Raw genomic sequence first — 18835 nt, forward strand, 5'->3', positions numbered from 1 at the left:
GTCGTTCATGAAACGAAATTTCCTGCTATTCGTCTTGTTGTGGATCGGTCTAGTCTGTTGCGGCGAAGTTTGCGTCTTTGGCCAAGATTCGCCTGCCCAAAGCGACAACGCAAAACGTGGAATTGCCGTGTCGGTGAATCCAGCGGGAATGCGACAGCAGGTGCCCGGGCAATGGGCGACGATGTCGGTCAGTGGAAGCAATCACACAGATCAAGACGCGCAAGAGTCCGTCGTTCTGCAAGTTGGTGATGACGCTAAGCACCAGTTCTCGCGGAAGTTTTTGATTCCCGCTCATTCACGTCGGCAAGCTTGGGTCCCTGTCAAAATTCCCAAAGTTGATCTGGAAGCTCAGCAAAGAATCGACCTTACCTCGATTCGGATTGGTGAATCAGAGGATGTTGAAACGTTTCAGGCTAATTCGATCGGCGAGCCCATCGTCAAGCGATCGCTGATGCTCTCCAAACCCGGTGCCCAGGTTGCGGTCTTGTCGCAGCCCGCTCCAGGAAAGAAGCCAGTGGCCGGCGATCTGCAAAGTGTGGTCGATGCGATCTATCAGATGCGAGACCAGTCCGACAGCGGTTTTGACCGAGGCGAATTGGTTAACTACGTAGGGAGCTTTTTGCCTCCGCAAACGCAATCGCTCGATTCACTTGATCAGCTGATTTTGATTGACGAAGGATTCTTGTACGACTCTACCGCCGCCGCGCGAGTCGGTCAGTGGCTGCGAGATGGGGGCCGGCTTTGGGTGATGCTTGATCGAATGAAGCCGGATTCCGTTCGTCGGCTTCTGGGCGATCAGTCTTGTTTTTCATCGTTTGATCGAGTCGAACTCAATCAGTTTCAAATCGATCAGCTCAATCGAACGACAGGCCACATTGTTGAATCGTCGCAATGGTCTTCCGACACGCCAGTCGCGATGGTGCGTGGGACGGCTGACGCCGATCAAATTGTCTGCGCCATTGATGGATGGCCAGCCGCTTTCACTAAAGTAATCGGCAATGGCGAAGCACTGTTTACCACCATCGATGTCCGTAGTCTGGTTGGAGATGGAGTTCCGCTTGCGGCGTTTCGTCAGGTCTCCGACGATTTTTTTACTCCCAAGGCCGGTGCGCAACGATACGCGGACGTGATGATGCCGCTGGTGGATAACGAAATCGGTTACCAAATCCCCCGTCGCGGTTTGATCGCCGCTGTACTGGGGTTTCAGTTACTCATTGTCTTGGCGATTGGAATCTGGCTCGCCCGACAAAAGCGTCTTGATCGAATGGCGATCGTCATCCCCGTGACGGTGGCGATCGCTTCAGTCGCTCTGATTTGGACTGGAAAACGGCAGTCGGGCTCGATTCCTCCAACGTTTGTGACCGGTCAATTCGCCCGCGTAATTTTGGGCGGCACCGAAGTGCTGGTCGATTCGATTTCGGCGATCTACTCTGACCAGACGATCGAGCTCGATCTGGTGGCATTGCCACAGGCAACCATGTCGCTGGTCGAGACACCTGATTCGCCTCAACGATTGCAATGGACCGATGACGGGCAAAGTCGCTGGGTCCATTTGGTTCAGCCACCCGGCGTCGTGCGTCATCTCCGTAGTGAATCTCACGAACAGCTGAAGAAGCCGTGGACGTTTCAAGGGCAGTTCACCGAGCGTGGGTTTGAAGGCAAGTTGGACGGGATTGATTTTGATAACTGCAGCGACGGTCTAGTCGTGAGCGATTCGACGCCGTCACTCTCGCTTGCGAAATCGGGTGACAGCTGGGTTGGTGCGTCAGAGGCTGTTTTGTTGGAGGGGCAATTTGCAAAGGAGTCGATGTTGTCGGAGCGTCAAAGACAGCGTCAGTCGGTATTGCGAGAATTGCACGACCCAAAAAAGAAGCTCTTTGGGCGGGCTCCTTCTCTGCTGATGTGGACCGAAGCCCAGCCATTTGGTCTGGAAATTGCCAAACCGTTTACGAGTCGCGGTTCGGCATTGGTTCAAATGCCAATCCGCTATCAACGCACTCCGTCGGCCACGACTTTTACGGTGCCCGCTAACTTTGTCCGGATGGAAGTTGCCGCGGGGGATGATGGCTATTCCACTCTCTTTAATCCGCAGACCGGCCGATGGTTGGAAGAACGCACGCGGGCACAATCTACGGGGGTACGCTGCTATTTGCCTTCGTCAGTGATGCCATGCAGCCTGACCAAAGCCGTGATCGAAATGAAGATCACCGCTCCGTCACGAACGTTGCAGATCGATGCAGCTGTCGGCGATCAATTTGAGACGATTTACCAACAGCCTAACCCCAGCGGTTTGGTTCGAATCCTGATCGACGACCCCGACCAACTTAAACTCGATGCGAAAGGATCGCTGTCACTGCGAATCGCAGTCTCGTCCACCGAGCAGGAGCTCGCCGCGTCGAACTCTCCAGTTCAGTCGAACGGTAGCCAACAAGACTCCGCAGCTGACAGTCGAGTATGGCAAATTGATTTTGCACGAGTAACACTCACTGGAAAAACACAATGACTTGGAACAACGCGAAAACCGCACTTACTGCTCAACGGACTTGCTATCGTGACTGACCAACAGCCCGTCGTGGTGATCGAAAACTTGACCAAACGCTATGGCGATTTCGTCGCGTTGGATTCCTTGTCCATGCAGGTTGATAAAGGCCAGATCTTAGGCTTCATCGGTCCCAACGGTGCAGGCAAGACTACGACGATTCGCATACTCGTTGGGCTCTCCAAGGCGACCAGCGGCAGAGCGACGATCGCGGGATGTGACTGTTTGACCGATTCTCGGAAGATCAAACGCATCGTCGGCTACATGCCCGATGATTTTGGAAAATACAACAACATGCGAGTGTCTGAGTACCTCGATTTTTTTGGTGCTGCCTACGCCATCGGACGTCGTGATCGGGTGCGGCGAATTGATGAGACACTTGAGATCGCCGGTGCGACGCACATGAAAGATCTGTTCGTCGATGCGCTCTCGCGAGGCATGCAGCAGCGCGTCGCTATCGCGCGAACACTGATTCACGATCCGCAGATGATCATCTTGGACGAACCGGCAAACGGTCTGGATCCCCAAGCTCGGATCGACATGCGTGAGATCCTGCTGCGATTGGCTGAGCTAGGAAAAACGTTGATTGTTACCAGTCACATTTTGCCGGAACTGGCACGGGTGTGCGACTTGGTAGCGATGATCACCAAAGGCAAGCTAAGAGCGTTTGGCACGGTGGATGACATCATGCGAGATATCAAACAACGTCGCACATTTGAAGTGCTGTTGTTGGATGGGCAATCGGTCGAACCGGTCGCAACGCAAATCCGAAAATGGCTGGACCAAAAGGAACCAACCGGCCTCGAGTCCAAGAACGCCGAAGCAACGCAAGCGGTTACGGCTGACAGTGCACAGACATTGGTTCGATTCGAAACCAGCCTCACGGATAACCAACTGTCGGAATTGTTAAATCAATTGGTAGCTTCCGACCATGCGATTGCACAGTTTCGCGAACTGGCAACGGATCTCGAAGACGCGTTCCTTTCAGTGGCGGGTGCGGGCGCTCAAGGAGACGCGACATGAACCCGGTTGTTCAACGTGAGTTCTACGGCATTCTCCGTTCCCCGAAAGCGTTTGCCATCCTGATGGCGTTGTCGGCGATTTTTGCGATGGCGGTGTTGTTGCGTTGGCCTTCGTCGGGCACCGTCGATCTAAGCGGCACGCAGTCAATGGAAGTGTTTCGCATCCTGGGATACGGCTTGCTCGCTGGAGTCGTCTTTCTGGTTCCCGCGTTTCCGGCCACGTCGATTGTCAACGAGAAAAGCAGTGGCACGTTGGCTTTGTTGCTGAATTCACCGCTCAGCCCCTGGGCGATTTATTTCGGCAAGATCTCTGGCGTGTTGCTCTTCAGTGTGCTGGTGCTCCTAAGTAGCCTTCCTGCCGCAGCAGCCTGCTACGCGATGGGTGGCATCGATTTGGTCAGTCAGCTTGGTTTGTTGTACGTCGTGCTGGTCTTGCTTTCGCTGCAGTACGCGACGCTGGGCATGTTTGTCAGCAGTTTGGTGCAGTCGGCCGACGCTGGAGTTCGCGTGACGTATGCCGCGGTGCTTGGGCTATTCGTGTTTTCGTTGATTCCAGCCTTGTTGACTCGCGGCAGCCAAGCAACTGCTTCGATTTCGGCGGTGACATCTTGGGTACGCAATTTGTCTCCGCTGCCTGCTGTCATGGAAATCATGGGGCACGGAAGCGTTGGGTCATCGGGACTTCGCGATGTTCCCAATCTGACAGGGTTTGCGGTCGTCACGATCGCTAGCAGTGTGGTGTTTGCGTTGCTAACGCTTTCGCGAATGAACTATCGGATTTTTGATCGATCTCGCAGCCAGGGAATCATCACCAACGACCGAACTCTCGCATCGCGTACGTTTCGTCGATTGTTTTACTTGGTGGATCCACAACGACGCAAAGCAGGCATTCCTTGGTACATGAATCCGATCATGGTCAAGGAATTTCGCTCACGACGTTTCGGCCGATCACAATGGCTGATTCGACTTGTCTGCGTGTGTGCGGTCATTTCCATGGTGCTTACGTTTCTTGCGGCAACCAGCGTGACGGCATGGGGCGTCGATTCGATTGGCGGACTGTTGGTGCTGATGCAAGTCATGCTGGTGGTTTTGCTGGCACCAAGTCTTGCATCCGGCTTGATCAGCAGTGAGCGAGATGGTGGCGGCTGGGAACTGCTTCGTGCGACACCGTTGTCGCCACTGAAGATTCTGTCGGGCAAAATGCTCAGTGCGGCTTGGACGTTGGCGTTGGTGTTGCTGGCGACCCTGCCAGGCTATTTGATGATGATTTACATCCGCCCGACCATGTGGCTTCAAGTGCAGTTGGTCCTGATCAGTCTGTTGTGGACGACCGTGTTAGCATTGACGACTAGCGCGGCAGTCGGCAGTCTCTTTCGGTTGACGGCTGTGTCGACGGCAGTGACTTACGTGGTCATCGTTGGTCTGTTTTTGACGCCGATCTTGTTTTGGCTCGGACGCGATGCACCCTTTGGCCATAACCTGGTCGAAAAAGCTCTTTTGATCACTCCCGTGGGTGCTGCCTTGAGCGTGATCAATGCGCCGGGGTTTGCTTCCTACGACCTACTGCCCGCGGCTTGGTATGTTGCGGGAATCGTATCCTTTTTCATGCTCGTGATTTTGGGTATCCAAACATGGCGTCTGACGCGGTCCGTATGAGAACTCTCCTGTTGAAAATCGTTGTTTGCTTGGCGCTAATCGGTTGCATCGCAGCAATTGCTCCCAGCCGAACTACGGCAGCCGATCCGTTTTCTGAATACGATCTGGCCATGTTTGAACGCCCGGCACTTGCGGTGCCGAAGTACGAAAAGCTTTTTCCATCCGGTTTGATGCCTCTATGGATCCAAACGCTTGATCGGTCGGACGCTGGTCTTCGACGGCTGACAATCGACACGCTCGCGATTGCGCACGAACGTGGTGTGGCGGACGTCCAACAGGCAAAAGCACCGTTGATTGAACTGCTAAGCCAACCGCAGCAAGATTTGGACACGGTTGCGTCGGCCGCGCGAACACTTGTCGTTTTAGAATCGATAGAAGCGGCTCAGTCGCTTGCGGACGCCGCCATCGAACGAGGCAGTCGGATCGCCAACATCGTCGAACCTGCGTTTGCGAAATGGAAGTCGCCTGTCCTCAAGAAGAACTGGATTGAACGGTTAGATCAGGCAAACGTGACTGATTCGATGCTTCTGTTGGCAATCGATGGCGTCGGTGCCATTGGTGCAAAGGAGGCTGACAGCGCGCTCTATCGCATCGCCGTGGACCCGGATAAACAGACAACCGTGCGACTACGTGCTGCTAAGGCTCTAGGTGCCATCGGAGCGTCGCAATCGCTCAGCCGAGCTACCCAGCTGGCCGCGTCGGATCCCTCAAGCAAAGATTCAAGAGTCATTGCGTTGTTGGTCGTTGCAATGTTGAGCTCGGACAAATCTCCGCAGGCCATCGAACTGTTAGGCAAACTGTCGGCCGATTCCAATAGCGTCGTGCAGGCAGCCAGTTTGAAACGTCTTTTTGAAATCGACCCCGCCGAAGTTGATGCTTTGGCAGACAATTTGGTAGCGAGCCCAGACGTCAACGTTCGTCGGCACTGTATTCGCGCGATGTTGGACAATCCTCGTCGCGAACGCATTGCTTCAATCGCACCGCACCTGGACGATGTGAATCCTACGCTTCGTCGCGAGGTGACTACTGGACTGTTGCGATGGGCAGAGAGTAAAGAGCTTCGGTCAGAAGTCATCGCTCAGACAATGCGAGTGATGCAAAACGACTCTTGGCGAAGCTGTGAACAAGCGTGTGTGGTGATGGCTAAATTGGACCACAAACCTGCTGGCAGCCGCATGGTCGACCTGCTTGGTCATCGGCGAGGTGAAGTCAGAGTTGCTTCGGCCTGGGGTCTAACCCAGTTGCGCGACCCCCAGTATTTGTCCGACATGCTCCAACATGCCGAAGCGGTTTGCGACGGATTTATGAACGGACAGTTCAACGACAGCATGCCCGGTATGTCGCTGCAAATGGCGCATTTATTTGTTGCATTTGGCGACCAGATGTATGCTCCCGCCAATGCGGTTCTGCGATTGTATCTGCCCAAAAATTTTGACATGGGAATGGAAGCGAGGTCGGCTGGCTGCTGGGCGATTGGATTGATTAACGCAAAAGAGCCTTCCGAGGAGCTGCTGTCTATGCTGGAAGGTCGATTCATGGATACCAATTCGATGGAGCCGGAGGACGACGGGTTTCGCTCGATGTGTGCCATTGCGTTTGGGCGGATGAAACTGGAAGACAAGCTGCCTGACCTACGACGATCCGTTGGGACGGGACGTTGTGGGCAGGCTTGCTACTGGGCAATCGAACAGATGACTGGTGAAAAGACTCCTCCGATTCCTGTCCGACGCCTGGTTCAAGAGGATTGGTTTTTGGCCCCCGTTGCCATTCCCTGAGAGCGTCGCGATAGGTGTGACAATGGCTTTGCAAACGGCCACGCTGCTCTGTACGCGACCTGTAATGAAATCTCACGTCTCCCAACCAACGCCACGGTGCCGCCATGCTTCCCGATAATCAATCAACTCCGCTTCGTATGGGGCTTATCGGAGGCGGGGGCGCCGGTTTCATTGGCAAAGTTCATGCCACGGCTGCGACGTTAGACAACCGAGCGGTAATCGTCGCTGGTGCTTTGTCGTCGGATCCGCAGCGATCACGCGATTCAGCTTCGATGTTTGGCATTGATCCAGCCAGAGCCTATGGATCCTATCGTGAATTGATCGAAGGCGAACTGAAGTTGCCCGCGGATCAGCGAGTCAGTTTTGTCTCCATCGCCACTCCCAATCATACACACGCACCAATAGCGATCGCCGCACTGAAAGCTGGCTTGCACGTCATCTGCGACAAACCCATGACGACTGGCTTGGACGAAGCTGACCAGGTGGTCGCGGCAGCCGAGGAAAGCGGTCGCGTGTTTGCACTGACTCACAATTACTCCGGCTACCCGATGATGCGGCAGGCTCGGCAAATGATTGCTGAGGGCGATTTAGGCGAGATCATTGCCGTCCGCGCAAATTATGTGCAAGGGTGGATGCACGGCATGGATGCGACGCAAACGCCCCAGCGGGGCGCCTGGAAGTCCGATCCGACCCTCAATGGCCAGGCGGGGTCACTAGGTGATGTGGGGACTCATGCATTTCATTTGGCTGGCTTTGTGACCGGGCTGAAACCTGAATCGCTGCTGTGCCGAATGCAGTCCTATTCCGAACATCACCAGTTGGATGACTATGGGCACGCTCTGTTGCAACTGGATGGCGGCGCGACTGGGTTGATCACATGGAGCCAAGTGACCCACGGTCGGCTGAATGATCTGTCAATCGAAATCGACGGCACCAAAGCCGCGTTGACGTGGCGTCAAGAAGAACCCAATCAACTGTTCGTGCGCTCACTTGGACGCCCCACTCAGATTTACGAGCGAAATCCCAACGCCGACTATTCGACTTCCCAAGCAGTCGATGCTTGTCGTTTGCCGGGCGGACACCCCGAAGCGTTTTTCGAAGCGTTTGCCAATGTGTATTCAAACGCGTTTGACGACATATTAGAAATTGACTGTGGCGAATCCGTCGACCGTCATTCCACGATCTACCCTAGCGTTTACGACGGTCGCGACGGTGTACGATTTATGGATCGCTGTCTTCAAAGCAATCAGAATCAATCAAGCTGGCAAAGCTGGTAAGTCATCGCTAGCGTCCCATCCAAATCTTATTCTTGCGGAGCACTCTGATGTCGGACAAATCTCAACCACCCCTTGGTCGCCGTGAACTGTTGACGTACGCGGCGTTTGGTGGCGCGGCGTTTGCCGCAGCCGGCGGAGCAAGAAAGGCCGTTGCTGCGGACACGCCTCCGAAACGCAAATACAACATGAAGAAGTCGATCAACCTGTGGGCGTTTCCGTACCCCGACAAGATGTCGCTCAAAGAGTGTCTTCAGCTCGCTAAGGACGCAGGCTTTGACGGGATCGAATTGAACTACGATTTGGAAAGCGACTTGTCGCCTAAATCGGGGACAAAAGAGTTCGTGGCGATTCGCCAAATGGCGGAAGAGATCGGCATCGAAATTAGCGGGTTGTGTTCGTTTCTCTTTTGGCCCTATCCGCTGACCAGCAATGATTCTGCCGAACGCGCCAAAGGAATGGAGCTGGCGGGCAAGATGACGCAAGCGGCTCACGATCTGGGCACCGAAAATTTGCTGGTAGTTCCCGGTGCTGTCCACATGCCATGGCGAGAAGACCACGATCCCACTCCCAATGATGTCTGTGACGCGCGAGCGCGAGAATCAATTGGCAAGTTGCTGCCGATGGCAGAGAAGCTAGGCGTCTACTTGAATATGGAGAACATCTTCTTCAACGGTTTTTTGATGTCGCCGATGGAGATGGTCGATTTCGTGGACAGCTTTGGCAGCGAACACGTTCAAGTTCACTTCGACACCGGAAACATCATGGAATACCAGTTCCCAGAACACTGGATTCCAATCTTGGGCAAGCGAATTAAGAACGTGCATTTGAAAGAGTTCACTAAAAAGGGCAGCGATCATTCGCTCGAAGCTTTTCGGCCGCTGCTTGACGGCACAACGAATTGGCCGGCTGTGCTAGAGGCATTCGACACGGTGGGCTACGACGGATACTTGACGTTTGAGTACTTTCATCCGTACCAACATTTTCCGGAAGCTCTGGTCTATCAAACGGCCGATTCCTTGGACCGTATGCTGGGGTTAAAGTAGCCGGCGCGACGTCGTATCGCGGGGGCAATGTTTCTTGGGCTATCGTGCTCGGGCTACTCCGTTTTCGTGCTACGCTGAGCTTGTGCTACCCCGAGCTCGTGGGGTTGCCCCTTGCTAGCTGATCTGACTCGGCCTTCCCCCATCGGGATACGCCTCGGCGTCGTAGGACTACAGCAACACTTACCAGGACTACTCTCTTGATCGTTACCATCACCGGCAATTTGACTCGCGTTGGCGAAACCGCTGTCATCATCGAAGCAGCGCCGTTCGAGTATGAGGTGCTGGTCGCTGACTACACGCGTCGCCAACTTCAGAATCATATTGGCGAGACGACCAAGCTTCATACACTGGATTACATCGAAGGAAACGCCCAGGGTGGTCGACTGACACCGCGTTTGATTGGATTCATGACGGAGCCGGAGCAGCAGTTCTTTGACCTGTTTTGCAGCGTCGACGGCGTGGGCGTGAAAAAAGCCCTCCGCGCGATGGTTCGTCCCGTCAAGGAACTGGCGGTTTTGATCGAGCAACAAGATTCTAAAGGACTGTCTGCACTACCCGGTGTCGGACCAGCGACCAGCGAACGCATCATCGCCAAACTTCGCCGCAAGATGCCACGCTTCGCTTTGATGGTTGACCGCGAAAGTGTTGGCGAGATCGATTCGTCGGCCAACCAGGTCGTCAGTGAAACCTTCGACGCTCTGGTCACACTTGGGCACAGCGAAGCGGACGCACGCAAGCTGATCGACGAAGCCATGATCAGTGGCAAGAAGTTCAAAGACACCGAATCGCTACTGACCGCGATCTACCAGCGTGGGAGTTAGCGCTACCGATTCCGCTAGACTGTGGCGTCGGAATGATTGGAAATTCAGGGAAAGGCCCGTCGCTAACGCCGGGCTCGCAGGGCTAACTTTCTCATTTGCGGCATTGAGTTGAATCGCTGTCTTCCGAGACGTCGCTGCTTATCACTTTGGTGCGTCTGGTGATTCGACGATCACCGATACGACTTCGCTGGACTGAAAATCCGCAGGCAGTTCTCGCAAAGTAGTACCGACACGGCCGTCTTCGGTTTTTGCAACGACTCTCACGTTGAAAAATACTGGCCGTACGGAAAATTCCGCCATGCCATCTGGGTCAGTCGTGATTTCGGGCAGTTGGTAGTAGCCGTCGTCGTAGTCAGCCGGAGAAATGACGAGCGTCGCTTGGACTGGATTGCCCTGCGCGTCGCGAACCTGAATTTTGGACTTGGCGACTGACGCCATCTCGAAAGTGACTTCGGCATCATCTCTGCCTTTTTTAAGGTGGCGAATCCATTGATTCGCGGGCAGGTCAGTTGTGTATTCGGTTGTCGATGTGGTCAGACGATCGAAGTGAGTGACATAGCCAAAACAACGCCCTGTCGCCGCGATCGTGTAATCCTTCTCAGGACTCAAGTTCAGCACCACTTTGCCGTTTGCATCGGTTGCTGGGTCGCCAAGTTCAAGCCGAAGTCTGTTTCTGCGAGCAACACTGCCTGAATGCGTTTTCACAGCCACTCCTTGAATTGCTGCGCCTGTTTTTGCGTCAACCACTTTCACGATGACACTTCTTGTTGGCAGGGAGGGTTTGGGCTTGGCGACCAGGTCGACTGTTTTTTCGACTGCCGACGATATCTCTTCGTGTGTTTTAGAAGCACGAAGCATGAATTCTTGGTCCAGGCAGGGGCGAACCAGTTTTACTCTTGGATGGTTTTTGGGTATGAACGCAGTCGTATCCATGTCCGTTGAAGTCATCACGCGAACAGTGTGCGGCAGACCGATGGATACCGAAGGTGACATGACGAATGAGATAACCCGGTCTTTGGGAAGCCCTGAAAAGTCAAAGGCTCCCTCCTTGTCTGTGGTCGCGTTGAAACTGATTTCGCTGAATAGCAATGACCACTCGATGTCGGCAAACCCGTTTGCGTTTCTGTAGGGATTGACGAATTCCATCAATGAGAATGTAACATTGGGTACCGGTTGGTCATTTGCATCGATCAATTTGCCTTTCACTCCGTACGAACGTTGAAGTTGGAATCTTTCGATTCGTGCTCGACCATCCAGAACGGGAAATTTGCGTACTTCGACGGCACATCCGTCCGCGAGAATAACGATTTCCCAGTCCAACGGGCGCAGGGGTTCGATCCATGGAGTCGGTTGTTGCTGGAATTTGAAGACGCCCGCGTGATCCGTCCAGCCGACAGCAAAGACATCCGATGGTGCATGGGTCGTGACACCATTGACGAGGCGAAAGCGAGAAACAAACGAACTGTTGCTCCTGACTCGCAACATTACAAACGCGCCTGCTGCTGGACTTGCATCAGGCCGCTCTACTACACCCAGCACCGTTGTCCGAGGCCCGTGTAATTGCTCAGCACGACTTCGCACGTCTTGAATGAACTCGTCCGTTATGAAACGCCAGCCTGGGTTTTGATGGATCGTTTCTAGATTTACGTGCTGCTGCTTGGCGACTTCTTGTGCGACAAGCGACAGGCACGAAAAAGACGCGCAGATCGAAAACGCAACAATGCGAACTAGGAAGTTCATTGGCGTGTCCTATCGAGATGGTTTTTGCTAAACGCCATTCATTGTAAATGAATCTGAAAGAACCCCGCACGCGTTTTCTATTCTCCCTTTCAATCGCAGCATTGGGCACGCCTCTTTCAGACCGCGACCGCGTCTGATTCTCCAAGCGGGAAAGCAAATTCACTGCTGGGAAACGATTTAGACGGCACGACAACTGCGTGGCAGCGGAGATGACAACCGGAACCCAACCGGTGCGTCAGTTGGCTTCGCCTGCTTTACAAATTGGTTGCACGGCTGACGTCTAAGCGTCGTCTCGCCATGCGAGCGGATTCGCGGGACTACGACGCGAATCAACGTGATGTGGGAAGCATTGCTCAACGTTTGTCAAACCTCAGGATCGATTCGCGCACCAAGTTCGCGTCACCGATTACGAGGCAATCGCCGGCGATGCAAGTCGCTTTTGCGGGTTCATCGCCGCGTTGAATGATGTAGATATTCGTTCCGCCGATGCTCTGTTTGGCACTATCTGGTTCGACCGCCATCACGCGTTCGAGGGCTTGGGCGACCGGGGCAGATTGCTTCAGTGACATGGCGAACATCGTCGAGTCTTTTCGGTTGCCTTCCCGGGACTGCTTGGCGACTAAGACCAGTTCGAAGTCCATCGACTTGGCGACTTCGCGAATGTCGATTTGTGGTCCCGCGGGGTCATCGCGAATCCCATCGAGCATGTCGTCAAAAATCTCTTCGCCCAAAAGTGCATCGACAAAGCGTTTCATGTCAGTAAGCAGGTCGGGGAAGTCCACAATGTACGTGTACGCGACCGTCTCTGGTGAGCTTAACCATTGGCGTCGTTTGCCGGGGCCCAACCTGAGTGACTTGACTCCCTTGGGGAGACCGAGACTTTGGAAAGCCCGCAGGGTGGCGTTTCGTTCGTTCGATAAATACGGCTGGAAAGCGTCTGTCAGTTTGATGGCATCCCAGCGTTTAAGGGCTACGCACGCATTGGTGAGTCGAACAGCAGACATCAAGGTGGATGGCACGGTGGTGTCATCGATGATGTCCAAAGCGGCCTCCACATCGAGTCTGCCCAATTGCATGCCGATCTCGATGGTCTTGCTGTACGGCGAGTGAAAGACGATCGAATTGGTGCGTTCGTCTAGTTCAAATCGCACATCCTTGAACGGACCATTCTTTAATTGATCGATACTGAGAGCGTAATTCGTAAGCGATGCGAAAGCTGTTTTTGCACTCAAGAATTGAAACTGAATGCGGTTGGTTTCGATTTTCTCCTGATTCTCGGGCGTCGGTTTAGACTCTTGATTCTGCTGCGGCGTTTGCGGATCGGGCTTTGCAACGGACTTGTCATGCACCGTTGAGATCTCAGCGTCAATGACTTTGTCTTGAAGCAGATTGGGACCGTCCGGAAGTTGCGAGACGGGATTCTGCTTTGGAATCTCTGATTGGATCGGCTGTTGAGCCACGGCGTTTTTTGGGCGTTCGACAGCTTCGTTTGAAGCCGTTGGTGTCTCGGTGCGCCAAAACGCGACGACCAAAACAAGGCTCGCTGCGACGACCGGGATTAACGCGGCCATTTGCGAAAATCTTGAGTGTCCATTCCAAGCGAACGGGCGCGGTGTTTCGGGCTCGCATGTCGAAGCGGTGACTTTGGCGAGAACATCGCGATCCAATGGTTTTGGCGGGATCGGCTGATCATCAAATGCGTTTCGCAGGGATCCAGCAAAGTCATCGTCGGAATACTCCGGAGTCATGGCATTCATTTTGTGTTTCCTGTTTGCGATGCGAACTCGTATTGAGATCCCAGTTCGTTGCGAAGCGTTCGGATGGCTCGATGGATCAAAACGCGGACGTGGCCGGGACGTAATTTCATTTGAATCGCAACTTCGTTGGTTGAAAGCTGCTGGATATGTCGCAGCCAGAATGCTTCTGCTTGAGCAACGGGAAGTGTCACAAGGACACGGCGAACCGAAGCCCGGACCTCTGCCTGGATCAGCCGTTTGTCCGGCGGAAGGTCTTCACCGAGGGCGACTGCCATTTGCGGCAGCTTGTCCCGGTCGCGATAGCGCCTCCTCAGGCAATCCATTGAACGCCGAAAAGCGATCTGGCAAAGAACTGATCGCCAGTTGCGAACACCGTCTCGGTCCATTTGAAACGCGTCAAGAAAAGTCTGCTGGTAGCACTCCCGTGCATCATCTTGATTTTCCAGTACACGGTTGACGGTTCGCCAGACAGCGTCAGCGTGCTCGGTCACCAGAGAATCCATGTCCGTCATGACAGCGGGTTGCCTTCGGCTGCGAAGTCTTGTGGAACTCGACAAAACTCGTTTCGACTCGCGACGCGTCGCCGCTTGCACTTGTAGTCGTCTATCTCTGCGGAGTGTTACAGATGACAGCCTCATTTTTTGCCGAGGCCATGATTGCCCGAGGGGGGTGCGGTCTGGCCCAGCGGTCGAAATCGCGCATCCAAACGCGGTTCACTTGCGTTTTGTCTGTTTGAAAGATAGCCAGTCATGACTGACAACGGCTGAGACTGTCCAAGCGTGCCGCAAAGTCGCTGCATTGTGCGCAAGCCTCCTAGGATGTGGTTATACTTCGCGGCTTGTAACTTATCTTCTTATTGGAGAACCGCCGTGAAAAGAATCATGGTCTTGTTGGGATTCGGATCCTGTCTGTTGTTTTTTTGTGCCGCCGATAGTCACGCCGACATGCCGGTGTCGATTCGCGAGCAGGCAAGCACCGCGGAGCAAACGCCCGTGGCATGGCACACGAGTTTGCAGTCGGGTTGGCGTGAGGCCAAACGACGTGGCGTGCCAATGGTGATTTACATTACGACGCAAGACTGCGTTTATTGTGACGCCATGAAACAGAACACGTGGTGTAATCAGTCGGTTCAGCAACGTCTGGCTGGCAAGTTCGTTGCCATCCGACTCAACAAACTTCGGAATCGTCAGACGCTCAGTCGTATCAGTGTCGATACGTTTCCAACGACGTTGCTAGGGACGCCAAACGGTAAGGTCATCGGGCACCGAGTTGGCTATCAGCCTCCTGAAGCACTGCAATCATTTTTGGCAGAAGCCAATCGGAACCGGGTCACGAAGGCTCCCGGTATTCAGGCTGTTCACTAGTCGCGTGAGAAGCCAACGAACTTGATCGTCGTCGTTATTCCTATTTCTAATTGCCCAGTTCCATTTGTTTGGAGCTGGGCTTTTTTTATGCAAACCAATTACTGCCTAAAGAACATTTAAATACCGTTGTGGGTCCCTACTGGAGGCAATGCCCACTAGATTAACAGGAAGTTGGTCAATAATATCGTCTTTATGACGATTTGAAATTGGCTTTCGCGGTGCCTGTTTTCGTCGCGGTGTTGGCCGCCGATTCGCACCAAGCAACGAACTCATGCAACAAGGATTGAGATCATGGCAGTTATTGTTTGGCTGATCGCAACGTTGTCGTCACTCGCAGCTCTGTATTGGGCAAAGAAATTCTATGGCGAGATGATGGCGGCGGACGAAGGCAATGACCTGATGAAGGAGATTGCCGAGAGCGTACGTCAGGGCGCCAACGCTTACTTGAAACAGCAATACAAATGGGTAGCGATCGTATTTGTTGTTGTCGCGATTCTGCTTTGCATCGCAGCGTTTGTTCTCAAAGTGCAGAACGTTTTTGTCCCCATCGCGTTCTTGTCCGGCGGATTCTTTAGCGGACTATGCGGTTGGTTCGGGATGAAAACAGCGACTCAGGCGAGTAGCCGGACGGCAGCGGGGGCACAACGCTCGCTGAACGATGGATTGCAAATCGCTTTTCGCAGTGGTGCGGTGATGGGTTTGACGGTCGTCGGTTTGGGACTGATCTACATCTGCATTTGGTTTGCAATTCTGTATTGGATTTTGCCGATGGTGCGCGGCGAAGATTCGGCGATGAGTTTGCAGCAAATTTCGGTCGCGATGTTGTCATTCGGAATGGGGGCCAGTGCTCAAGCACTTTTTGCGCGTGTCGGTGGCGGGATCTTTACCAAAGCGGCCGATGTCGGTGCTGACTTGGTTGGCAAAGTCGAACAAAGTATGAAAGAGGACTCGCCACGGAACCCTGCGACGATTGCCGATAACGTGGGTGACAACGTGGGCGACGTCGCTGGGATGGGGGCGGATCTTTACGAGTCCTATTGCGGATCGATCTTGGCTGCGTCTGCACTGGGCGTGGCAGCATTTAGTTCGCCGGCATTATTGCCAGAAGGTGTCGAAGTGATCGACGCACAATTGAACGCGTTGCTGCTGCCGCTTGCGATCGCTGGCATCGGGATTTTGCTGTCGGTCGTTGGTATCTACGCTGTGAAAACAGGCGAAGAGCTTTCGCAGAAGGCGCTCTTGGATGCGTTGGCCAAGGGAATCAATCGCTCGGCAATGTTGGTCAGCGTTGCGGCGATCTTTTTGGCAATCTGGTTGATGCCCAAGGTACCCGGCACGGTTCTTTTCGGCTTTGTTCCGGGCATTGCATTTAGCATCATCATTGGCTTGGCGGCTGGTTGGGCGATCGGTAAATGGACTGAGTATTCCACAAGCGATGAATACAAACCGACACAAAAACTGGCTGAACAAGCAGAGACGGGGGCGGCCACCATCATCATCGGTGGCGTCGCCGACGGTATGTTGAGCACCTGGGTTCCTGTCGTCATTGTTTGCATGGCGATGTTGGGCGCGTTTGCTTGTGCGAACGGAGTGAACTTCTACGACGTGTCATACTTTTCGCTTGGGCTTTACGGTGTGGGTATTGCCGCGGTCGGGATGCTTAGCACGCTGGGGATCACGCTGGCCACCGATGCCTACGGACCGATTGCTGATAACGCGGGTGGCAATGCGGAAATGTCAGGTCTGGATGACATCGTCCGCGATCGCACGGATGCACTCGATAGCCTTGGCAACACGACGGCGGCGACCGGGAAGGGGTTTGCGATTGGCTCGGCAGCTCTGACTGCGTTGGCGCTGCTGGCTGCGTATGTCGAAGGCGTTCGTGATGGATTTGAACGCTGGGGTGACGATGTCGCCGAGGTGATCGAAACGGACGGTGTTTATAAGCTGACGAATGATCTTTTGTTGGAACGATCAGACGATCAGGCGACAGTCTTCATGGTCTTGCCATCGGTAGGCACATCGACCCAAGCGAATAATGCATGGCGTGATTTGGAAAACAACAGCGTGGTCGAAATCACGCCCGCAACAGGGGATTCGAACTACGGAAAACTAACAGCGACGGATTCGTCGATCATCTCGGTCAAAGACGCCAACTTGCGAGATTTTTTATACTACTACGACGCAACCCTGATGAACCCGCGTGTGCTGGTGGGCGTGTTTTTGGGCGCGATGAGCACTTTCTTGTTCTGTGCGATGACGATGAAATCGGTTGGTCGAGCGGCACAGGGGATGGTGATCGAGGTTCGACGACAGTTTGCGGAGAATCCCGGGATTTTAGATGGCAGTGTCAAACCGGATTACGAACGGCCGGTGTCGATTAGTACGATTGCCGCCCAGCGTGAGATGATTCTGCCCAGTTTGCTTGGACTGTTGATGCCGATCGTGGTGGGGTTGTTGTTGGGCGTTGCTGGCGTGCTGGGACTGTTGACTGGATGCCTGACCAGTGGATTCTGCTTGGCGGTGTTCATGTCCAATAGTGGCGGTTCTTGGGATAATGCCAAGAAATACATCGAGGCGGATCATCACGGCGGAAAGGGCAGCGAGGCTCACAAGGCGGCTGTTGTGGGAGACACGGTGGGCGATCCGTTCAAAGATACTAGCGGTCCGAGCTTGAATATCCTGATCAAACTGATGAGTATGGTCAGCGTCGTCGTTGCCGGATTGATTGTGCGCTATTCACTGGTCGCGATGGGCATTTTTTAACGAAGTGTAAAAGCAGCATTCGCTTCCGACGTGTTCCTGATTTCAGGCCTGTGGGTGCTGCGGCTATCCGATTGCCACTTGATACCAATTTATGTCAGACCGAATCTCAGGGATCTTAACACCCAATATCACGCCAGTTGATTCGTTGGGCCGTATCGATGAAGTTACGTTTCGAGGCTACGTCGACTGGCTCATTGACCGCGGCGTCGATGGCCTTTACCCGAACGGTAGTACCGGTGAGTTCGTTCGTTTTACAGCGGAAGAACGACGGCGCATTGTAAAAATTGTTGTCGACCAGGCCGCTGGCCGAGTTCCGATCTTAGCGGGGGCTGCCGAAGCCAACGTCAAGGAAACGATTGCGGCTTGTGAGGCTTACGGCGAAATGGGCGTGCGTGCCGTCGCGATCGTGGCTCCGTTTTATTATCGATTGAGCGAGCAGGGCGTCTACGCTTATTTTCGCGAGATCGCTGACACGGTGTCTGTCGATGTGACGCTGTACAACATTCCTCTGTTTGCTTCGCCCATCGAAGTTGGCACCGTGATCCGCTTGGCATCCGAATGTCCGCGAGTGATCGGGATCAAAGACAGTTCAGGCGATCTCCCCAACATGCTGCGAATGATGGCAGCGATCCGACCCATTCGGGATGACTTTTCTTTCTTGACCGGTTGGGATGCTTCGTTGGCTCCGTTCCTGATCGCTGGAGTTGACGGAGGGACCAACGCGACAAGTGGTGTCGTCCCTGAATTGACGCGGGCTCTCCACCGTGCTGCGAAGGCTGGCAATGTCGAATTGGCGATGCAGTTGCAGTATCAACTGTTGCCGTTGTTCGATGCCATGATTGGCGTCGGTGAATTTCCCGAAGGATTCCGTGCCGGAGTCAGGTCGCGCGGTTGGGACCTTGGTCCGGGGCGAGTACCGCTGTCGGATTCACAGCGAGAAGCAGTCGCGAGGACTCAACAGGAGATCGATGCGTTGGTCGCCAACGTCGCGGACTTTCCGTCGGAACAGTCGCTTCCCACCGGAACGATCGAAGAGATCGTTCAACGCGTGATGTCGCAGATCGTCAGCGGATAG

The 18835-nt window shown here is 54.1% G+C and carries 13 protein-coding genes; 10 read left to right on the forward strand and 3 right to left on the reverse strand.

Features of this window, described 5'->3' with window-relative positions; translation table 11 throughout:
- Nucleotides 1–7: 7 nt before the first annotated feature.
- The 7 genes from K239x_RS02130 to ruvA all read left to right on the forward strand — a co-directional run bounded on the left by K239x_RS02130 (nt 8) and on the right by ruvA (nt 10133).
- Nucleotides 8–2503, forward strand: coding sequence for a hypothetical protein (locus tag K239x_RS02130; protein WP_145416038.1), 2496 nt, complete (start codon nt 8–10; stop codon nt 2501–2503).
- Between the two features lie 48 nt (nt 2504–2551).
- Nucleotides 2552–3562, forward strand: a complete 1011-nt coding sequence (locus K239x_RS02135) for an ABC transporter ATP-binding protein (RefSeq protein ID WP_419189574.1) — start codon at nt 2552–2554, stop codon at nt 3560–3562.
- Nucleotides 3559–5217, forward strand: coding sequence for an ABC transporter permease (locus tag K239x_RS02140; RefSeq protein WP_145416039.1), 1659 nt, complete (start codon nt 3559–3561; stop codon nt 5215–5217). Before K239x_RS02135 ends, K239x_RS02140 begins: the two co-directional genes overlap by 4 nt.
- Before the next feature lie 110 nt (nt 5218–5327).
- Nucleotides 5328–6992 (forward strand): HEAT repeat domain-containing protein, encoded by a 1665-nt coding sequence (locus K239x_RS02145; RefSeq protein ID WP_145416040.1) that lies wholly within the window; start codon nt 5328–5330, stop codon nt 6990–6992.
- Between the two features lie 104 nt (nt 6993–7096).
- Nucleotides 7097–8269 (forward strand): Gfo/Idh/MocA family protein, encoded by a 1173-nt coding sequence (locus K239x_RS02150; RefSeq protein ID WP_419189575.1) that lies wholly within the window; start codon nt 7097–7099, stop codon nt 8267–8269.
- Nucleotides 8270–8316: 47 nt separating this feature from the next.
- Complete coding sequence (locus K239x_RS02155; protein WP_419189576.1) at nt 8317–9312, forward strand: sugar phosphate isomerase/epimerase family protein; 996 nt, start codon at nt 8317–8319, stop codon at nt 9310–9312.
- A 197-nt stretch (nt 9313–9509) separates the two neighbouring features.
- Nucleotides 9510–10133: a Holliday junction branch migration protein RuvA gene (gene ruvA, locus K239x_RS02160; RefSeq protein ID WP_145416041.1), complete on the forward strand. Its 624-nt coding sequence runs from the start codon at nt 9510–9512 to the stop codon at nt 10131–10133.
- A gap of 141 nt (nt 10134–10274) precedes the next feature.
- Here ruvA and K239x_RS02165 read toward each other — a convergent pair whose 3' ends face one another.
- The 3 genes from K239x_RS02165 to K239x_RS02175 all read right to left on the reverse strand — a co-directional run bounded on the left by K239x_RS02165 (nt 10275) and on the right by K239x_RS02175 (nt 14142).
- The gene (locus tag K239x_RS02165; RefSeq protein WP_145416042.1) at nt 10275–11873 is read right to left on the reverse strand and encodes a collagen binding domain-containing protein; all 1599 of its coding nucleotides are present in this window, start codon (nt 11871–11873) and stop codon (nt 10275–10277) included.
- A 353-nt stretch (nt 11874–12226) separates the two neighbouring features.
- Nucleotides 12227–13630, reverse strand: a complete 1404-nt coding sequence (locus K239x_RS02170) for a hypothetical protein (protein WP_145416043.1) — start codon at nt 13628–13630, stop codon at nt 12227–12229.
- Nucleotides 13627–14142, reverse strand: a complete 516-nt coding sequence (locus K239x_RS02175) for an RNA polymerase sigma factor (RefSeq protein WP_419189577.1) — start codon at nt 14140–14142, stop codon at nt 13627–13629. The genes K239x_RS02170 and K239x_RS02175 overlap by 4 nt, the downstream gene beginning before the upstream one ends.
- Before the next feature lie 357 nt (nt 14143–14499).
- On the opposite strand from K239x_RS02175, the gene K239x_RS02180 reads away from it, so the two are divergent.
- The 3 genes from K239x_RS02180 (at nt 14500) to K239x_RS02190 (ending at nt 18835) form a co-directional block, all read left to right on the forward strand.
- The gene (locus tag K239x_RS02180) at nt 14500–14994 is read left to right on the forward strand and encodes a thioredoxin family protein (protein ID WP_419189578.1); all 495 of its coding nucleotides are present in this window, start codon (nt 14500–14502) and stop codon (nt 14992–14994) included.
- A 291-nt stretch (nt 14995–15285) separates the two neighbouring features.
- Entirely contained in the window at nt 15286–17760 is a 2475-nt protein-coding gene (locus K239x_RS02185) for a sodium-translocating pyrophosphatase (RefSeq protein ID WP_145416045.1), read from the forward strand.
- 91 nt (nt 17761–17851) lie between these two features.
- Entirely contained in the window at nt 17852–18835 is a 984-nt protein-coding gene (locus K239x_RS02190) for a dihydrodipicolinate synthase family protein (protein WP_145416046.1), read from the forward strand.

Origin of the sequence: Stieleria marina (assembly GCA_007741555.1) — a bacterium.
Lineage (GTDB): Bacteria > Planctomycetota > Planctomycetia > Pirellulales > Pirellulaceae > K23-9.

Excerpts from the sequence above, each read along its gene's own strand:
- K239x_RS02130 (WP_145416038.1), top strand. The coding sequence starts at position 8 with ATGAAACGAAATTTCCTGCTATTCGTCTTGTTGTGGATCGGTCTAGTC.
- K239x_RS02140 (WP_145416039.1), top strand. The coding sequence starts at position 3,559 with ATGAACCCGGTTGTTCAACGTGAGTTCTACGGCATTCTCCGTTCCCCG.
- K239x_RS02145 (WP_145416040.1), top strand. The coding sequence starts at position 5,328 with ATGTTTGAACGCCCGGCACTTGCGGTGCCGAAGTACGAAAAGCTTTTT.
- K239x_RS02150 (WP_419189575.1), top strand. The coding sequence starts at position 7,097 with ATGCTTCCCGATAATCAATCAACTCCGCTTCGTATGGGGCTTATCGGA.
- K239x_RS02155 (WP_419189576.1), top strand. The coding sequence starts at position 8,317 with ATGTCGGACAAATCTCAACCACCCCTTGGTCGCCGTGAACTGTTGACG.
- K239x_RS02165 (WP_145416042.1), bottom strand. The coding sequence starts at position 11,873 with ATGAACTTCCTAGTTCGCATTGTTGCGTTTTCGATCTGCGCGTCTTTT.
- K239x_RS02170 (WP_145416043.1), bottom strand. The coding sequence starts at position 13,630 with ATGAATGCCATGACTCCGGAGTATTCCGACGATGACTTTGCTGGATCC.
- K239x_RS02175 (WP_419189577.1), bottom strand. The coding sequence starts at position 14,142 with ATGACGGACATGGATTCTCTGGTGACCGAGCACGCTGACGCTGTCTGG.
- K239x_RS02185 (WP_145416045.1), top strand. The coding sequence starts at position 15,286 with ATGGCAGTTATTGTTTGGCTGATCGCAACGTTGTCGTCACTCGCAGCT.
- K239x_RS02190 (WP_145416046.1), top strand. The coding sequence starts at position 17,852 with ATGTCAGACCGAATCTCAGGGATCTTAACACCCAATATCACGCCAGTT.